Consider the following 17748-nt stretch of genomic DNA (forward strand, 5'->3'; position numbering starts at 1 on the left):
TTTTGCTGTAGGTCATGGCACCCGTATATGGAATAATACTATTTATCTTTTCCAGCTCAGAGCAAAGAAATATCGAGTTAAGCATATCCTTCTAATTATGATCACAGGAAAAAGACCGCCTGTCTCCAGGCGGTCTTAAAGGCAATATAATAGTTCCTATTGGGACAAACGGGAAGCCAATTCATACAGATCCGTGTCGAAGTCTTTCTTAGTGTTCACAACTTTATCAATATCAGTAAGAGTCAGTTCACCCTTGATAATTCCGCATGCTTTGTCCGATTCGCCCTCAATCAGCTTGCGGACTGCGAAGTCACCCAGACGGCTGGCCAGGTTGCGGTCACCAGGAGTAGGTGTACCTCCGCGCTGGATATGTCCCAGAACCGTTACACGGGCATCCAGAGAAGCATGGCGGTCCTTGAGCGCCTGTGCCACATCTTCGCCTTTGCCTACGCCTTCAGCAACAATTACAATACTGTGGCGTTTGCCGCGGGCAAAATTGTCCTTCATCCGGTCTGCTACTTCATTCAGGTCATACGGCATTTCAGGCACAAGAATCGTTTCTGCACCGGAGGCAAGACCTGCATGCAGCGCGATGTCTCCGCAATGGCGGCCCATAACTTCCACGATCGAAGAACGCTCATGGGAAGACATGGTGTCACGCAGTTTGTTAATCGCATCTACAACAACGCCTACGGCTGTATCGAAGCCAATCGTATAATCTGTGAAGGAAATATCATTATCGATGGTACCCGGCAGAGCCATGGTGTTAATACCCAGCTTGCTGAGTTTGTTGGCTCCTTTGTAAGAACCGTCACCGCCGATGACTACCAGGCCGTCAATGCCCATTTCATTAAGAATGTCAGCACCTCTCTGCTGGCCTTCAGGCTTCAGGAACTCCAGACAGCGTGCAGATTGCAGAATGGTACCTCCGCGCTGGATAATGTCACCCACACTGCGCAGATCCATTGGGAAAATATCACGGTTGAGCAGACCCTGATACCCGCGCTGAATGCCGAACACTTCAATTCCGAAGTAGATCGCACTGCGGACAACCGCACGTACAGCGGCGTTCATGCCCTGTGAATCTCCTCCACTGGTTAGTACTGCGATTTTTTTTACGTTTGCCATTCTGTTTGTTCCTCCTTAAAATTGCGCCGGATGTCCTCCGTGTCAGAATGAGCCCCGGCAGCATCTAGTGCGACTAATACATGTGTTTGCGTATCCAGCGGCTGTTAACGAAGAAGAATAGCCGGGTCAGCGGGCTTTTTCTCATCAGCCGTTTGGATACAGAGCGAACCTCCCGCTGTTCGCTGACTTTTGGATCGGATAAATAAAGTGCCAAGAGCCCCTCGATGACCATACGATGCATTGAGGTCTCGGGAAGAGTCCGGACATCCTTGCGGGCCCACTCCACGATGGAAGCGATCCGATTCAGCATGGTATCAGTGTCGTCATAATAATTGCAGAAATTGAGGTCACCGCCTGCCCGGTCTTCGTCCTGGTCAATCAGATAATCCAGCATAATGTGCAGTCCGCACACATGCGGAAAGTAAGCAGCACGAATCGAAGCCGATGCGCTTAGGCTTAGCTTGGGATCACATGAGGCCAAAAAAAGCATAAAGACGCCAAGGGTTGAACCGGTTGCGGCTGCAAACTCATTCCACCCGAGATGAGGTGCACGATGGCCCTCTCTCTCCCACCATTCCTTCAGGGCGGCTTCCCTGAGCTCCGGACGAATGTGCTTATAGACCTGAAGATCGGTGTACAATACGGCCAGATCATGAATCTCAGCTGCGGCGGCGGCATATCCGGGAAGCTGAGAGGTCATCTCCTGGCATTTGCGGACCAGCCTGTACAAATATCCGCCGTCATTCTGTTCATTGCGCAGCGCGTAGTAATTCACCGGCTCCGCCTCTGGGTTAATAGCATCAAGCATGGATTGATGCAGCAGCCGGAAATCGGCAGGGTCAAGCGAAGTACTGCGATCACATAGGTTGTCCAAATAATCACTGATCGTCTGATAAGCAACAATTAGCGGAATCAGTATATGTCTCATCGACAAATTGCCGGCGGCATAAATACCGCCGCCTTCGCAATGAAACTGCTTCGTTTCAATGCTGGCAAGCGCTTGCTTGCGGAGCTCGGGATCGGGAATCCCTTCTGCATCCTGGCGCCAGAAATCGAGGCATGCCCGCACTTCCGGCAGCACGTACTTGTAGACCCTGTTCATCAGTCCAATGGGACCGCGCGGACTAAGGTAACGGCCTTGCTCAAATTCATTCAATGACAGTGCCTCCACATTGTTGTCTCCTTATCCAAATCATCATTATTATAATATGCAGAGCGTATTTGTACAAACAACAAAATCACTTTCGCAAAACCTTGAAAGATTCAGAAAAACGTTTTTTAACGTAACCCCTGCCTCACCAGCTTTATGCTATACTATTACCCGTTCGACATTAAATGTATGAGATTAGGCTTATTTCATATCCGGAGGAGTGCAGGTTCATGTATGCAGGACGGAGCGGCGGCCAATATAGCGATCAAAACTGGCTGCGATCCTTTATGTTCACCTTATACGGCACCAGCGTGCTGGTTGTATCCTATTTCCCTTTATTCTATTCACATTTGGGCTTCAGCAGCCCGCAGATGGGTCTGCTCTACTCTGTCGGCCCGCTGATCTCCATTCTCTCCAATCTGTTCTGGAGCATGATGAGTGATCGTCTGGGCACTGTCCGGAAGATCATGGCCCTCCTGCTAGGAGGCCAGCTGGTAACCGCTATCATTCTCGCCAGAGCCGCAGATTTCTCGAGTGTTATGCTTATTTTGTCCGTTTTCTATTTCTTCTATTACCCTGTATTTCCGCTTGCGGACACCATGGCTATCAAAATTGCCCAGCGTCACGGCCGGAACTTCATTGCAATCCGTGTATTCGGCTCGCTCGGGTATTCGTTCTTCGCCCTAACGATCGGTTATGTGCTGAGAGCACTTGGTCCTGAATATAGCGTAGGCATTTGTATCGTGATTGTCGTGACCGCACTGCTTATTACCTTCGGACTGAAGGATGTGAAACGCAGCGAGCCAGCTCCCGCAGATGTAAGCGGGGACGCTTCAGGCAAACCGCTTAAAGGCGGCGGACTCAAAGAAATTCTATTACAAAAAGAAGTGCTGTGGTTCTTCAGCTGTGTCTTTCTGCTCGCTATCGGTTACCGCATGAATGAAGCCTTTTTGACCATCAGCCTCAAGGGAATGAATGCCGGGGATGAGATTATCGGCTGGGCATTGCTGGCTTCTGCTCTTAGTGAGATCCCGATCTTCTTCCTGCTGAGCAAATACGGCGACAAGTTCAAGGAACTGCCGCTGCTTGCTTTCGCAAGCCTGATGTTTGCCTTGCGGTTCCTGTTCATGTCACTGGCTCAGGAGCCGGGAGCTGTAGTTGCCATTCAGGCTATGCACAGCGTCTCCTTCGGCATCTATTATGTAACCGCCGTCCGTTATATCACGCGGATTATCCCGGATCATCTCCGGGCAACGGGAATGGCACTGTTCACGGTTGTATGGTCCAGCGGTGCCGGTCTGCTTAGCGGTACCTTCGGCGGCCTGATCTATCAGGATGCCGGACGGATTGTATTCTATATGGTGGCTACCGGATTCTCAATTCTTGCTTTTATCGGCTTCCTGTCCAAGCATCTGATGGATGTGGGGGGAGGCCCCGACCGGCCGCTCCGGAGAAAAGCCAGGACTCCGCTCTGAGTATTGTATTGTAACAAACTGTAAAGATTATTTGCTTCGTATGCTGGCACTAATAAAATCAGCCATGCTGTTCCCGGGCCCGGGAACAGCATGGCTTTCTTAATTTCCGCTCTTAATTCTCGTTCATCATTCTATAGAAGAAATAAAAAAACACAGTTCCCGGGAGAACTGTGTGCTGCTTAAGTTGCTTGTTGCTACTCATGCAAATGCGTGTTGCATCAAATATATATATTGCGGCTGGCAGAAGCTCTGCCTGACCGTATCTTATAATTTAACTACGTTCGCTGCTTGTGGACCGCGGTTACCGTCAGTAACATCGAATTCAACCGCTTGGCCTTCATCCAAAGTCTTGAAACCGTCGCCTTGAATTGCTGAGAAGTGAACGAATACATCTTCGCCGCCTTCTACTTGAAGGAAACCATAACCCTTTTCTGCGTTAAACCATTTTACTGTACCTTTCAAATGAACAACCTCCTAAAAATACCGCCATATATGGCGTATGCTTACATTATACTCCATCTATACTTGTAAAGCAATCCATCTTTTCCCTGTATTCGTGATTTAATTTGCTTTTCCCTTCTCCGGTGCGTTATCATTGAGCCAAAAGCCAAAAATCGCCAGGGTGGTAATGATAATGATCAAAAAACATGAAATATACAAAACAGACAAATGGAATATGATGACAGTGGAAGTTCAGGGACGTTATATTATCCTCCGTGAAATTTCCGATCAATGGGGAGAAGAAACACATACCTTCATGAGCCGTCCGGCCATGATGCAGTGGGTCAACAACCGCTTCAACAAAGAGTCCTACAAAGACAATGAAGAAGAGTACAAGAATATCATCGCTGCCTTCAAACAGGTATAAGCGGGAATGAACAATGAGAGCCTTGTAATCTATGTAATTGTCGTTCTGTGTCTGGGTGCCGTGCTCGTTATGAGCAAGGACAAGATGCCGCCGCGTCTGAAACGCGGCATGGCCTTAACTGCAGTCATCATGATTGCACTCGCTTTTGTCTTCATTATTTACAGCATGCTCGCATAATTTCACCGCAAGTAACTTTAAGATTAATAATCAGGATTTGGCAGGACATACTAAGCCTACTTTAAGATTCAGGAGGCTGCTGTCATGTCGTTTACTTCCAAATCCCTCCCGCTGCTGCTTGTTCTCGGCCTGCTGCCGGGAAATGTGTCCGCAGCAGTGCCGCAGGCCGAGACTATGTCTGCTGCATCCCATCAACCGAGGAGGATTTCTATGGAACAATTACCTAAGAGAAGTGAAGTACCCGCCGAGAACCGCTGGAAGCTTGAAGATATGTTTGCTTCAGAGGAACAATGGGATGCCGAATACAAGGAAGTGAAGGAGCTAATCACAAGCGCCTCTGACTTCCAGGGCAAGCTTGATTCTCCTCAGGCCCTCAAGAAATGCTTCGAGCTGGACGACAAGCTGTCCCTGCTGACCGAACGCCTCTATGTCTATGCGCACATGCGCCAGGATGAAGATACGGCGGCTCCTAAGTACCAGGCACTCTCCTCAAAAGCCAAGAAGCTGGGCGTTGAAGCCGGGGAAGCTCTTTCTTTTGTCACACCGGAAATTCTGGCCCTGCCAAACGAAACCCTGGACCAGTTCATTGCCGATCCTTCTCTCTCTGACTATACCTTCACCTTAACGGAAATGAAGCGTGAGAAAGCGCATGTCCTCTCCAAAGCGGAAGAAGCATTGCTCGCTCAGGTTGGCACTCTTGCCCAGGCTCCGCAGACTGTGTTCGGCATGCTGAACAATGCGGATCTGAAATTCCCGAAGGTCAAGAATGAAGATGGCGAGGAAGTTGAGCTCACCCACGGAAGCTACATTCAGTTCCTGGAAAGCCCGGACCGTGAAGTGCGCAAGAACGCTTTCAAAGCGGTCTATGAGACCTACGGCAAGCAAAAGAACACCATCGCCGCTACGCTTAGTGCGAATGTGAACAAGAATGTATTTTACTCGCGTGTGCGCAAATACCCTTCCGTGCTGGAAATGTCCCTCTACGGTGACAATATTCCGAAGGAAGTCTACACTAATCTGATCGACACCATTCATGAGAGCCTGCCGCTGATGCACCGTTATATGAAGCTGCGCCAGAAGCTGCTTGGAGTAGATGAGTTACATATGTACGATTTGTTCGCCCCGCTCGTGGACGAATACAAGCTGAATATTACTTTTGAGGAAGCCAAGAAGATCACTAAGGAAGGCCTTAAGCCGCTCGGCGAGGACTACCTAAGCGTGCTGCAGGAAGGCTACGACAAAAGCTGGATTGACGTTTATGAGAATGAGAACAAACGCACCGGCGCATACAGCTGGGGAGCTTACGGCACCCACCCTTACGTGCTGCTGAACCATAATGACAACCTCAACAGCATGTTCACACTGGCGCATGAAATGGGCCACGCCCTGCATTCCTACTATTCAGACACGACGCTGAAATACCGGGATGCCCAGTACACCATTTTCCTGGCAGAGGTTGCTTCGACCACCAATGAAGCCCTGCTGATGGATTATCTGCTGAACAAGTCGACCGATCCGAAGGAAAAAATGTACCTGCTCACCTATTATGCCGACCAGTTCCGCACTACCGTGTTCCGGCAAACGATGTTCGCCGAATTCGAGAAGATTATTCACCAGCGTGCTGAAGAAGGCGAATCGCTTACTCCTCAGGACCTCTCTGCAATCTACTACGACCTGAATGTGAAGTATTACGGTAAGGATATGGTCGTGGATAAGGATATCGAGATGGAATGGGCGCGGATTCCGCATTTCTATAACAGCTTCTACGTCTACAAATATGCTACCGGATTCTCGGCGGCGACCAGCTTCGCCAAACAGATTCTGGAGGAAGGCAAACCGGCGGTAGACCGTTACCTGGGCTTCCTGAAGAGCGGCGGCAGTGATTATTCCATTAATATCCTGACCAAAGCCGGCGTCGATATGTCTTCACCTGAACCGATCCGCGAAGCAATGAGCGTCTTTGAAAGTGTGATTGAACAGATGGAACAGTTGACCAAGTAAGGCAGAAAGCTTAGTATTACAGTAATCCCTTGCCCTTTGCGGGCAGGGGATTTGTATTGTCAATATGGCCCGAGGAGGAAGTACTATGAAATTTCAATGGTCACTTATATTAGGTTTATTCTTTGCACTGCTGACCGCTGTTTTCGCTGTCATGAACGTGGATACGGTACCGGTTAATTTCGGCTTCGACGTTGTCAGCATCCCGCTTATTCTTGTCATTCTTGGCTGCGCGCTGATCGGCGGCGTTGTTGTAGGTTCCTACGGGATTTTCCGCCAATATAAGCTGCAGAAGCAGATTAAAAGCTTGAACGCAGAGCTAACCAAGCTCCGTGATGCAGGCAATGCCATGGATTCTCTGACTGTCCCAAATGATGTCCTCTCTTCAGAAGGATCAGCCCAGATATAACCATACACCGAATAGGAGGAACACCCATTGCTTAACATTCAGCCTAATGAAGAATATATCCTTACCCTGCTCAAAAAACTGCTCGACACCCCCAGTCCCAGCGGCTTCACCGCCCAGGTGATGACTCTTGTGGCCGAAGAAGCGGCTGCACTGAATATTCCGCTGAGCTGGAATGAGAAAGGCGGGGCGATCCTGACTGTTCCCGGACTTGATCCTTCGCGCACCATCGGGATCAGTGCCCATGTAGATACACTGGGCGCAATGGTCCGCTCCATTAAACCAAACGGCTCCCTGCGCTTAACCTCTGTCGGCGGATTCAGCATGCAGAGTATCGAGAATGAGTACTGCACGATTCATACGCGCAGCGGATTAACCTACACCGGTACAATCCTGAGCAGCCACCCTTCCGTGCATGTGTATGCCGATGCGCGCGATTTCAAACGCGTAGAAGAGAACATGGAAATCCGTATTGATGAAGTGGTCTCCACTAAAGATGATGTGCTGAAGCTGGGCATTGCTGTGGGTGATTTCATTTCTTTTGACGCCCGTGCGGTATTGACGCCAAGCGGTTATGTTAAGTCCCGGCATCTCGACGACAAAGCCAGCGTAGCGGCCATCTTCGGCCTCCTGGAGAGCATCCGGCGCGAAGGCTGGAAGCCGCTCCATAACCTGTCCCTGCTGATCTCCAATTACGAAGAAGTCGGACACGGCGCAGCCTGGATTCCGGGCGGGATTAACGAGATGATCGCTGTGGATATGGGCGCTATGGGTGACGATCTGAGCTGCAAGGAGACCGATGTCTCCATCTGTGCCAAAGACTCCTCCGGACCTTATGACTATGCCATGACCAGTAAGCTGATTGAGCTCGCTAACGGGCTGGCGATTCCTTTTGCGGTAGATATCTATCCGCAGTATGGCTCCGATGCTTCAGCGGCGCTGCGTGGCGGGAATAACATCCGGGCCGCGCTGATCGGTCCGGGCGTGCATGCCTCCCACTCCATGGAGCGCACACACAAGCAGGCCGTGCTGAATACTGCTAAGCTGCTTGCCGCTTATGTTGGGGCGCACTGAACTAGAGAAATGGCTGCGGAGTTTGCGGAGAGCTTAGGCTGTGCGGACTGAATCATGGAGACTATGAAGGCTAATGCCATGCTGCGGGGTTTACGGAGAGCTTAGGCTGTGTGGACTGAATCATAGAGACTATGAAGACTAATGCCATGCTGCGGAGTTTGCGGAGGGATGCTTGTGTCGGTGCGATTTGAGTTTGGGGGATGGCTGCAGAGTTTGCGGGGGCACCGCAGGTGGTGGATTGTTGCTACCGCAGTGCTGCTGGTGTTGTTTGCGGTCATCCTGGCTGCGCTTAGGCTGACGGATGATGATGAGCATGAGGTCTTTGACGGCCTCCCTCATAGTTACATCTATGCCGAGAGTTCAGGCGAGATTCAGCTGCATATGATGGCGGTGAAGCCGGAGGATATCGTGCTGCGGCGCGCAGGGCAGCCGCTGCGACAGATTGCCGCCTATGGGATCAATGGCGGCTTCTTCTATGGCGATGACCTGCTGTCCATCGCCATCATGAACGACGTGCCGGTGAACGGCGCACCGCAGGGCTACGGCTCCGGCTGGTTCAACGCGAAGTACGAGCGTGGCACCCTGGTGTGGGATGGAGCCGCGGGAGCGTTCAGCGTACAGGTCGTTGCCTCCGGCGGCGACCTGGCGGTGAGTGACCGCGGCAATTACTGGGCGCAGGGCGGGATCAGCATGAACCTGCAGCATGAAGAGCTGTGGGCAGCTGCGGCGGCCGCAGAGCATCTTCCCTTTGAGGGCGAGCGGCGCCTGCGCTCCGGGCTGGTCTATGACCAGTCCGGCAAGTTGTGGCTGCTCGTCACGAATTCGCTCTGCACGGCGGCGGAGTTCCGCACCGCCGTGCAGCGGGCCGTCCCCGGCGAGGGACGGGAAGGGATCTTCCTCGACGGAGACGGTTCATCGCAGATGAACGCTGACGAGGTGGTGCTGACCGGCGACTCGCGGCCGGTCGTGCAGATGATTGCCGTGGCGGGCGGGAAATAACCGGGGCCCGTGGCCATATCCGGCCATGGGCCTTCCTGCTTGCCACAGCGCTTAAACCTATGCTATAGCGTAATAACCAAAGAGTGCTGTGCCAGTTCCATTCATAACTGGCACAGCACTCTTTCTGTTAACTGTATAAGATAAGCTGAACTAAGGAAAGTATCTGCGGGAGACACGTCTCCCAATTTTTTACTATAGAATAATAATTTTCGGGTGAAGAGGACTGAAAATCCGCTATTTGAGCAGATCCAGCGGATTCGCTGTCCAAGCGGACTCAGTGCCCTTATATGACCGATTATGCCTCATTTAGGGCTTGATGGAATAAGATAACGGATTCTCAGTCCGTATCATCCTCCCAAAGAGTGTTTTTGAAGATATAGCTGCTTCTCAGTCCGCTTCACTCTCAGGTTTGATTTATTAAAAATCGATCCAACAGTAGAATGTAATGTATTGAAATTTACCGGGATGGCACAAGCTCAATTCGCGGCACATCCCCGTTCTTATAGACCGGGATGAGCTGCACGGGGCTTTTGCCGGAGTCAACTTCAGCTATAATCAGATTCTGTTCTGAAGTTTCCTCATGCCTGCGGGGCAGCTTGTTATCAGCTGAAATAGGGTGAGCTATAACTGGTGCAGAGGTATTCTTGTAATATTTGAGCGCCTCTACATTGTGTTCAATGTGTTCATTGGTTTCATCGGTCACATCCGGCCTTCCGAAGAAGAAAACAGCAGAAACAAACATGACACTTAAGCCTATCTCTCTCAGTCGTATGTTCATCATTCACACCTCCGCAAACAGTAAGATCGAAGCCACAATTATTCTATATTTAAGCACATATACACAAAAATATTCTACCATAAATTTACTATATAAGATGCACTTAAGATTTGAATTTGAAGCTTAGTCGTCACTGCGGTGAACCTTTGGACTTCCGGCCGCTGCCCGCCCTCAGATTTCTTGATGATTACCGCTGTTCGCGGTGGATATCCGGTGACTGATTATGCTTCTTTCGCTAGTTGTTTTTTTTGTGCGTCTTGTATAGTACATAGCTATTCCTGGGAAATCTAATGTTGTATTTCCTTCCACAGCGCAAAAAAAAGAAACCCGGCCTCTGAACTTCAGGTGCCGGGTTTCCTATTGCGCGTTTATATCACCATACCTGCTCCAGCTTATCTGCATAGAACATAATAGCCTTGCTGTAACTATGAATACCTGCATCGGCAGAGGTTTCGGACAGCAGCTTAAGCAGTAGCTCCATTGCCTCTGCATGCGCACCCAGATTATGCAGTGTCATGGCGAGGAAGGCTTTGAACTCCGCACGATGCGGAAATTCAAGCACGCCCTGCTCCAGCAGCTCCCGGGACTGTGAGTACGCCCCAAGCGTCCGGTACGTGCTTCCCAGTCCCAGCATTGCACCTGCCTTCTGCTCCTCATCCGGAAGACCATGAGCAAGACTCTGCTCATAATAGGACACGGCCTCGCGTTCCATGCCGAGCACATCATGTGTCCAGGCCAGCTGATAGTACAGCTCGGCATTGCTGTCATCCGCTGACAGCAGCTGAAGCAGCATGACTCTTGCTTCCTCCGCTTGCCCGGAGGTCCGCAGCGCAATGGCAGCTTCGAGAGTATTTGTCACCGGCAGCGACCTCCTTCTACAATTTAACTCTGACAGGGGAAATTAATAACTATATAACTGCTCTTTAGATAACAACCCTTCAAATTACCGGCCAGTTGCTGAGAGACTGGCGGAGATACGACAATCGTCAATTCCCCACACTTGATTCGTTGCCGGCTAAATTGAAACTTCTTAGAGTTAGGAAGCAGCAGTGCGGACATAAATGTTGTACGTTTTGCAACTTTGATTCATGAATAACAAGCTGTTCAGGCGGATTGTTGTACAAAATACAAGAATAATCCTGCCAAGCCGCTTGAAAAAGTTGAAATCCTGCCTTTTATACAACAATCGGTGATTTGGGCCGATAAAATGAGGGAAATGTTGTATTTGGGCAGGATTTTATATCGCAACGAAGGAGAGCAGCAGAGATAGGTTGGTCACAACCTTAACCCAGCCCGAAGCGCTTCAAACCTCACGCCTTACCCGCGATCTTCTCCGCCAGCTCATTCAGATACGTCCAGCGCTCCATCAGGCGCTCCAGCTCCGCTTCGGCCTGCCGCTGCTTATCCACCAGCTCCTGGAGCTTACCGGAGTCGGCAAAGGCCGCCTCCATCTCTGCCGAGATATCTACGAGATGCTGCTCGGCCTGTTCGATGGCCTCGTCGATGCCCTCGTATTCCTTCTGCTCCTTGAAGGTGAATTTCAGCTTCTCGCGTGACGGCGCGGCTGCTGGCGCATTACCGCTCTGCTCTACAGGTGCAGTAGTACTGCGGCCTCCAGCGCCTTCAGACTTACCGGAACCACCACTGCCGGAAGGCACATTCTTTGCCAGCCATTCTTCGTATTCACTATAGTCACCGACATGCAGCCGGATCGATCCGTCCTCGAAGGCAATCAGCTTATCTATGGTACGGTCCAGGAAGTAACGGTCATGCGATACGGTAAAGACTACGCCGGGGAATTCATCCAGATAGTCCTCCAGCACAGCCAGCGTTCCGATATCCAGATCATTCGTCGGCTCATCCAGCAGCAGTACATTCGGCGCTCCCATAAGCACGCGCAGCAGGTAGAGGCGTCTCTTCTCGCCCCCGGAGAGCTTGGAGATCGGGGTCCACTGCATCGCCGGAGGGAACAGGAACCGTTCCAGCATCTGCCCGGCGGTGATGACACTGCCATCGGCAGTCTTGATGATTTCCGCTTCTTCCTTCACATACTCAATCGCGCGCATGCTGAGATCCATATCCTGATGCTCCTGGGTGAAGTAGCCGAGCTTAACGGTTGTCCCCAGCTGAACCTCGCCGCTGTCCGGCGTAAGCTTTCCGGCGATCAGGTTGAGCAGGGTCGACTTCCCGCTGCCGTTCTTGCCGACAATACCCACCCGGTCCTGCGGCACCGCGATATAGGTCAGGTCCTTAATCAGGGTCCGGCCGTCCATGGATTTCGTGAGATCCTGGATCTCAATGATTTTGCGGCCCAGTCTGGTGGAAGCCACGGAAATATCCATCGAGGCAGATGAAGCGCCACCTGTACTCTCCTTCAGCTTCTCGAAGCGGTCGATACGCGCTTTCTGCTTCGTGGATCGTGCTTTGGCCCCCCGGCGGATCCACGCCAGCTCGGTGCGCAGCAGATTCTTGCGCTTCTGCTCCGCCGAGGCTTCGCGCTCTTCGCGGTCAGCCTTCAGCTCCAGGAAGCGGGAGTAGTTCGCTTCATAGCGGTACAGGCTCCCTCCATCCAGCTCCAGCATTACGCTGGCTACGCGCTCCAGGAAATAACGGTCATGCGTAACCATCAGCAGGGCGCCGCGCCGTTTCTGCAAATATTGCTCCAGCCAGGCTACGGAATCCGTATCGATATGGTTGGTAGGCTCATCCAGAATCAACAGCTCTGAAGGCGTAATCAGCGCTGCGGCAAGCGCTACACGTTTGCGTTGACCGCCGGAGAGGTTCTCCATCCGGGCATCAAATTGTGTGATCCCAAGCTTGGTCAGGACAATCTTGGCTTCGCTCTCCAGCTGCCAGGAGCCGGCGGCATCGATGGCCTGCCCGATCCGCACGAGTCTGGCTTCCAGCCCGGAATCGCCCGGATTCTGCTCCAGCAGAGACATAATCTCCATGTACTCCCGCATCGTGGCCAGCTCCGGATCATCTCCGGCAAACACCTGCTGCAGCACGGTATTGCCAGGCTCATACGGCGGATTCTGCGCCAGATACTGTACACGCACGTCATTGCCGATGGCAATCTGTCCGGCGTCCGGTGTATCCAGCCCGGCGATAATCTTCAGAAAGGTCGATTTACCCGTTCCGTTGACACCAATGACGCCAATCTTGTCCCTGTCGTCCATGCCAAAGGATGCATCAAGGAATAATGTTTTCTCCCCGTAACTCTTGGAGAGGTGTTCCACGGTCATAATATTCATCAGTTGTCCTCGCTTGCCTTATATTTATAAACCAGGTCTGGCTGTATCTCTTAGGATTATTCAAACGGAAGGTCACCGAGTGCCGAATTCAAGCTGCCCAGCGCCCCTGTGATGAAGAGGTTCGCAGCAAACTTTGCCCGCTTATACGCATCTTCTTCCGCAAAGCCGGGGTTAAACAGGATATCCATCTTCAGACGGTCCAGCATACCGATATAAGACTGCGCCATCAATTCCGGCTCGGATGCCCCGCCTTCCAGCAGCACCTTCACTACCGCCTGCATATAGGCTTCCATGAACTGCGCCATATAGTCTACCAGCTCAGGATTATTATTGGGTGCGCGGAAGAACAGCTTCGTATGCTGCTTGCGTTCATAATAATAGAACAGATGGTGCTCGGCAATAACGGAGAGCTTATCCGCCAGTCTGGAGCAGGTGCCCAGCTTGCCTTCAAGCTGCTCCAGGAACCCTTCACAATCCCGGCGGGTAACCGCCATGAACAGCTCTTCTTTGCTTTTAAAATATAAATAGACCGTGCCCTTGGCAATTCCGGCACGCTCTGCCACTTCCGACATCTTAGTTTCGTAGAAGCCGCCTGAACCGAAAAGCTCATAAGCGGCATCCAGAATAGCTGCATGTTTGTGTTTGTGTACGGATGCGCTGCTCAACGGTTCACCTCCCAACCTTGTATAATAAAATTGTAGCCGGATAACGTAACTAAGGCCCGCATATCTCCTATCCCGCTCCTATGTAGCTGGCCAGCAGGGCCACCACGCCGCCTATAATTGAACTTACAGCATTCACGGTATCATTGTCCATCCAGCGCCAGCCCCGGGCGTACACGGTCGGCTTACCGCAGTGCATCGAGGCTTCCACCTCGCGGCCGCAGACTGCGCAGCGGTTCATCCGCTGCACCGTTGCCCCCAGCACCGAGTCGGCAAAGGCTCCGGCAAGTCCGCCCAGCAGTCCGGCAAGCGCCAGCGTCAGCAGAGAATGCGCCGGCATGCCGGAGGCTGCCCGCAGCAGCCAGGAGGCCGCGCCGATCAGCGCACCCCCGGCAGCAGCGGCCAGCGTGCCCGGGAGCGATACGCCGCCGGAGGTGCCCGCCTGCAGCACCTTCCCGGTCAGTACAGACCGGGGAGGACGCTTAGCGAGCGTCCCAATCTCTGTTGCCCATGTATCGGAGGTCACGGTAGCCATGACTCCGATAAACAGAAAGCCCCAGATTTCCAGCGGATAAATCGCGTTAAGCAGCACCAGCAGCATGCCAAGTCCGCCGTTGGCGAAGACCTGGCCGGCATCCCGGCGCCCTGTCTTATCATAGGTGGCCTCAAGCTCGGCCTTATTCTCATGATGAAGCTTCGACAGCAGGCTGGAGGAGATGAAGAACAGCAGCAGAATGCCGAACCAGAAGGCATTGCCTGCCCCAAAGTAGATGGTTCCCATCACTATCGCCGCCAGCATGCCCGAGAGGCTCAGCGACTGCTTCCAGTAAGCGGCCCCGGCGACCAGCAGCGCACCGCAGGCCCCGATCAGCCATTGCAGCACTTCAAGTCCTGATAACATCGCCCTAACCGATCAGGCAGGTGCCCATTAGCGTATCGCCCCAGAACAGCTCGAACGAATCGCCGGGCACTACAGGTCCCACGCCAGCAGGAGTTCCGGTGAAGATGATATCATCCTTGCCGAGTCCGTAGCGGTAGGCAATGAATTCAACAATTTTTTGCAGCGAGAAAATCATGTTCTGCACGTTCCCGCGCTGGACCTCAATTCCGTTCTTGCGGACGGTGAAATCCGTTGCTTCCAGCTCCTCCTGCTCCGGAAATGCAATGTAGGGAGTCAGCGGAGCCGCATTCTTGAAGCCCTTGGCTGGTGTCCAGGGCAGGCCTTTTTTCTGCAGATCATTATGCACATCACGGAGCGTGAAGTCGAGGCCCAGCGCCATCACATCCACCAATTCCTCCACACTCATCCCCGGCACATAATCACGCGCAATACGCAGCACCAGCTCACCTTCATAATGGATCAGTCCCGCATCTTTGGGCAGATGGATGATCGCTTTATCAAGCGCAACAGCAGCATGTGACGGCTTCAGGAAGATCAGCGGCTCGGCCGGCACCTGATTGCCGAGTTCCTCCGCATGTAATTTATAATTGCGTCCCACACAGTACACATTATTGACCGCTCTACTCATTGATCGTTCAGCTCGCTTTCTTCTCAGATTATTAGAATGAATAGATCGTTTTAATGGATTAGTCTATATCCTAAGTCAGGCCTGCAGAAAGATATCGCCCCAAATATCCGGGCGGTTCGTACAGATCATGATATCCGAATGCATGGCGGATAAGCGCCGCATCTCCTTAGCTTTATTCACTGTCCAGGCCATGATCTTCACGCCCCGTTCAGCCAGGGATTTCGCCAGAACCGGGCTAAGCCGGTCGGAGCTGATGGATAAGAAGGAGCAGCCCAGCTCATTCAGCTTTTTGGCCGGATCGCCGGACCTGGAATCATAGATCAGACCGGTACGGAACCGCGGGTCCAGCTCCTTAATCCGCTGCAGCGCACCGGCGTCGAAGGAGGTGAGCACCACATCCTCGCGCATTCCCATGGTATTCACCAGATCGATGACCGCTTGCTCAAGGCCAGGGTACATCTCCCCGCTGGTCTTCAGCTCAATGTTAAGCCGCAGTCTGCCTGAAGCCAGGCTGAGCACTTCTTCCAGGGAGGGCACCCGTTCTCCGCGAAAAGCACGCCCTTTCCAGCTCCCCGCATCCAGACGCCGTATATGTTCATAATCCATGTTCTTCACCTTGCCGTGTCCATTGGTCGTGCGGTCCAGCGAATAATCATGGATGACCACAGGCACGCCGTCCTTCGTCAGCTGCACATCAATCTCCATCCACCGCACAAAAGGCAGGGCTATCGCCATCCGGACGGCCGCCAGCGTATTCTCGGGGGCTTTGCCGGAAAATCCGCGGTGGGCGACACACATGTTATTCATCATCATTGGCACCTCCAGCAGAAGTAGGATTTATTGGGCCGACTGCACAACGGTACCATCATTGCGGATCTTGACCAGACCGGAAGATAAGGATTCAACCTTATGCAGCAAAAGCTGTCCGTCCGCCTCATTCATCGGCACCGGTTGTCCCAGCTCAGCATCCATCGGACTCAGCTTAAGGGAACATTGTCCCTCCTTGCTGCATTCCGCCTGGAATACAGCCGTCTCCCAGGTTGCCGGAAGACTGGAACGTGTGAAGATAAAGTTGCCTGTGCTGTAGGCAATCCATTTCCCTTTGTAGGGCTCAATCCCCTGCAGCACATGCGGATGTCCGCCCATCACCAGATCGGCTCCCGCATCGATAAAGCTATGCCCCAGCGTCTGCTGGGTCTTGTCATATTGCTCCATCCGCTCCTTGCCCCAATGGACAACGACTACGACAAGATCGGCTTGTTGCTTGGCAGCGGCAATGGCCTTGAGTGCTTCTGCGCTGTCATAGACAGAGGCGAGGCCCGGCTTGCCTGCTTCGGCCTTCCATTCGATCACCGGCATCACCCGTGTGAACCCGAGCAAGGCTATTTTGATACCCTGCCGCTCAAAATACTGCGCAGAGTAAGCTTCCTTGCTGTTCTTTCCTGCTCCGACATAGGGAATGCCCCGCTTGCTCAGATGCTTCAGGGTATCCAGCAAGCCCTCTTCCCCCTGATCCAGGGTGTGGTTATTAGCCAGATTGACCGCATCTACGCCAGCTGATTTCAGTGCATCCAGCGCTTCGGGGGCACCCTTGAATACAAATTGCTTGTTCGCGGCACCTACACCGCCAGTAGTGATCGGCGTCTCCAGGTTGACCACGGTCAGATCATCCTTTTTGAACATCCCGTCAAGTGCACTGTAAGAATAATCGTACCCCTTCTTCTGCAGCAGCTCCGCTACCTTACCGGCAAAGATAACATCTCCGGCAAAATTCAGCTTCACCGTACCGCCGGAAGAGTTCTCAGGCAAGCCTGATATCAGGCCGCCAGGATTGCCCGTTGTCGCTTGAGGTTCAGCCGTTGCTGCCGCTTCCTTAACCGTTGAAACAGGCGTAATCACGGCTTCCGCAGTCTCCGTAGGCAGCGCAGTGGCCTCCGGTGTTGCTTCTGGTGTTGGCTCCGGACTGGCTGTAGCCTCTGCTGTAGGTGCCACCTCCACAGGAGCTGCCGCTGTTGCAGAAGCTTCAGGCGAAGGTGACGGCTCAGTCACTGCTACCGGAGGAGCTGAACTCTCCTTCTCTTTGTTATCCATGAAAGAATAGGCCAGCAGGCCGGTAATCATCAGAAGCAACACTACATTAAACCATGCCCAGACCGTTCTGCGCCTCTTTTTGCTGCTATGTTTCTTGCTCTGTCTACTGCGTGACCTCGGCGGATACATGAGTACTGGTAATCTCCTTTACCCTTAAAG

Annotated in this window: 18 protein-coding genes; 7 read left to right on the forward strand and 11 right to left on the reverse strand. The window is 52.4% G+C overall.

The window, feature by feature from the left end:
* Nucleotides 1-156: 156 nt before the first annotated feature.
* Together pfkA and NSU14_RS19390 are read right to left on the reverse strand one after the other, a co-directional pair.
* The gene (gene pfkA, locus NSU14_RS19385) at nt 157-1128 is read right to left on the reverse strand and encodes a 6-phosphofructokinase (RefSeq protein ID WP_039299701.1); all 972 of its coding nucleotides are present in this window, start codon (nt 1126-1128) and stop codon (nt 157-159) included.
* A 73-nt stretch (nt 1129-1201) separates the two neighbouring features.
* Nucleotides 1202-2284: a tetraprenyl-beta-curcumene synthase family protein gene (locus tag NSU14_RS19390; RefSeq protein ID WP_042141005.1), complete on the reverse strand. Its 1083-nt coding sequence runs from the start codon at nt 2282-2284 to the stop codon at nt 1202-1204.
* Between the two features lie 224 nt (nt 2285-2508).
* On the opposite strand from NSU14_RS19390, the gene NSU14_RS19395 reads away from it, so the two are divergent.
* A complete protein-coding gene (locus NSU14_RS19395) occupies nt 2509-3753 on the forward strand; it encodes an MFS transporter (RefSeq protein ID WP_042135717.1) in 1245 nt (414 codons plus the stop codon).
* A 264-nt stretch (nt 3754-4017) separates the two neighbouring features.
* On the opposite strand, the gene NSU14_RS19400 is transcribed toward NSU14_RS19395, so the two are convergent.
* Nucleotides 4018-4215 (reverse strand): cold shock domain-containing protein, encoded by a 198-nt coding sequence (locus NSU14_RS19400; RefSeq protein WP_036725228.1) that lies wholly within the window; start codon nt 4213-4215, stop codon nt 4018-4020.
* Nucleotides 4216-4387: 172 nt separating this feature from the next.
* On the opposite strand from NSU14_RS19400, the gene NSU14_RS19405 reads away from it, so the two are divergent.
* The 6 genes from NSU14_RS19405 (at nt 4388) to NSU14_RS19430 (ending at nt 9275) form a co-directional block, all read left to right on the forward strand.
* Nucleotides 4388-4621 carry a hypothetical protein gene (locus NSU14_RS19405; RefSeq protein ID WP_036702226.1) on the forward strand — a complete coding sequence of 78 codons (234 nt, stop codon included), beginning with the start codon at nt 4388-4390 and terminating at the stop codon, nt 4619-4621.
* A 6-nt stretch (nt 4622-4627) separates the two neighbouring features.
* Nucleotides 4628-4798, forward strand: coding sequence for a hypothetical protein (locus tag NSU14_RS19410; protein WP_042135714.1), 171 nt, complete (start codon nt 4628-4630; stop codon nt 4796-4798).
* 210 nt (nt 4799-5008) lie between these two features.
* Nucleotides 5009-6799: an oligoendopeptidase F gene (gene pepF, locus NSU14_RS19415; RefSeq protein ID WP_042141004.1), complete on the forward strand. Its 1791-nt coding sequence runs from the start codon at nt 5009-5011 to the stop codon at nt 6797-6799.
* An 85-nt stretch (nt 6800-6884) separates the two neighbouring features.
* Nucleotides 6885-7205 carry a LapA family protein gene (locus NSU14_RS19420; protein ID WP_042135712.1) on the forward strand — a complete coding sequence of 107 codons (321 nt, stop codon included), beginning with the start codon at nt 6885-6887 and terminating at the stop codon, nt 7203-7205.
* A 27-nt stretch (nt 7206-7232) separates the two neighbouring features.
* Nucleotides 7233-8276 (forward strand): M42 family metallopeptidase, encoded by a 1044-nt coding sequence (locus tag NSU14_RS19425; RefSeq protein ID WP_042135710.1) that lies wholly within the window; start codon nt 7233-7235, stop codon nt 8274-8276.
* A 252-nt stretch (nt 8277-8528) separates the two neighbouring features.
* Nucleotides 8529-9275: a hypothetical protein gene (locus tag NSU14_RS19430; RefSeq protein ID WP_340946851.1), complete on the forward strand. Its 747-nt coding sequence runs from the start codon at nt 8529-8531 to the stop codon at nt 9273-9275.
* Nucleotides 9276-9732: 457 nt separating this feature from the next.
* On the opposite strand, the gene NSU14_RS19435 is transcribed toward NSU14_RS19430, so the two are convergent.
* The 8 genes from NSU14_RS19435 to NSU14_RS19470 all read right to left on the reverse strand — a co-directional run bounded on the left by NSU14_RS19435 (nt 9733) and on the right by NSU14_RS19470 (nt 17631).
* The gene (locus NSU14_RS19435; RefSeq protein WP_144026086.1) at nt 9733-10056 is read right to left on the reverse strand and encodes a hypothetical protein; all 324 of its coding nucleotides are present in this window, start codon (nt 10054-10056) and stop codon (nt 9733-9735) included.
* 370 nt (nt 10057-10426) lie between these two features.
* A complete protein-coding gene (locus NSU14_RS19440; protein ID WP_042135704.1) occupies nt 10427-10912 on the reverse strand; it encodes a tetratricopeptide repeat protein in 486 nt (161 codons plus the stop codon).
* 451 nt (nt 10913-11363) lie between these two features.
* The gene (locus NSU14_RS19445) at nt 11364-13307 is read right to left on the reverse strand and encodes an ABC-F family ATP-binding cassette domain-containing protein (RefSeq protein ID WP_042135702.1); all 1944 of its coding nucleotides are present in this window, start codon (nt 13305-13307) and stop codon (nt 11364-11366) included.
* Between the two features lie 56 nt (nt 13308-13363).
* Nucleotides 13364-13972 (reverse strand): TetR/AcrR family transcriptional regulator, encoded by a 609-nt coding sequence (locus tag NSU14_RS19450; protein WP_340946854.1) that lies wholly within the window; start codon nt 13970-13972, stop codon nt 13364-13366.
* 67 nt (nt 13973-14039) lie between these two features.
* On the reverse strand, nt 14040-14849 hold the full coding sequence (locus NSU14_RS19455; protein ID WP_340948967.1) for a DUF92 domain-containing protein: 810 nt from the start codon (nt 14847-14849) through the stop codon (nt 14040-14042).
* Between the two features lie 25 nt (nt 14850-14874).
* Entirely contained in the window at nt 14875-15498 is a 624-nt protein-coding gene (locus NSU14_RS19460; RefSeq protein ID WP_340946856.1) for a fumarylacetoacetate hydrolase family protein, read from the reverse strand.
* 75 nt (nt 15499-15573) lie between these two features.
* Nucleotides 15574-16305: a glycerophosphodiester phosphodiesterase gene (locus NSU14_RS19465; protein ID WP_042141002.1), complete on the reverse strand. Its 732-nt coding sequence runs from the start codon at nt 16303-16305 to the stop codon at nt 15574-15576.
* Nucleotides 16306-16335: 30 nt separating this feature from the next.
* On the reverse strand, nt 16336-17631 hold the full coding sequence (locus NSU14_RS19470; protein WP_340946858.1) for a CapA family protein: 1296 nt from the start codon (nt 17629-17631) through the stop codon (nt 16336-16338).
* Between the last annotated feature and the right edge of the window lie 117 nt (nt 17632-17748).

It is taken from the genome of Paenibacillus sp. FSL R10-2771 (assembly GCF_038000205.1).
Lineage (GTDB): Bacteria > Bacillota > Bacilli > Paenibacillales > Paenibacillaceae > Paenibacillus_AQ > Paenibacillus_AQ phytohabitans.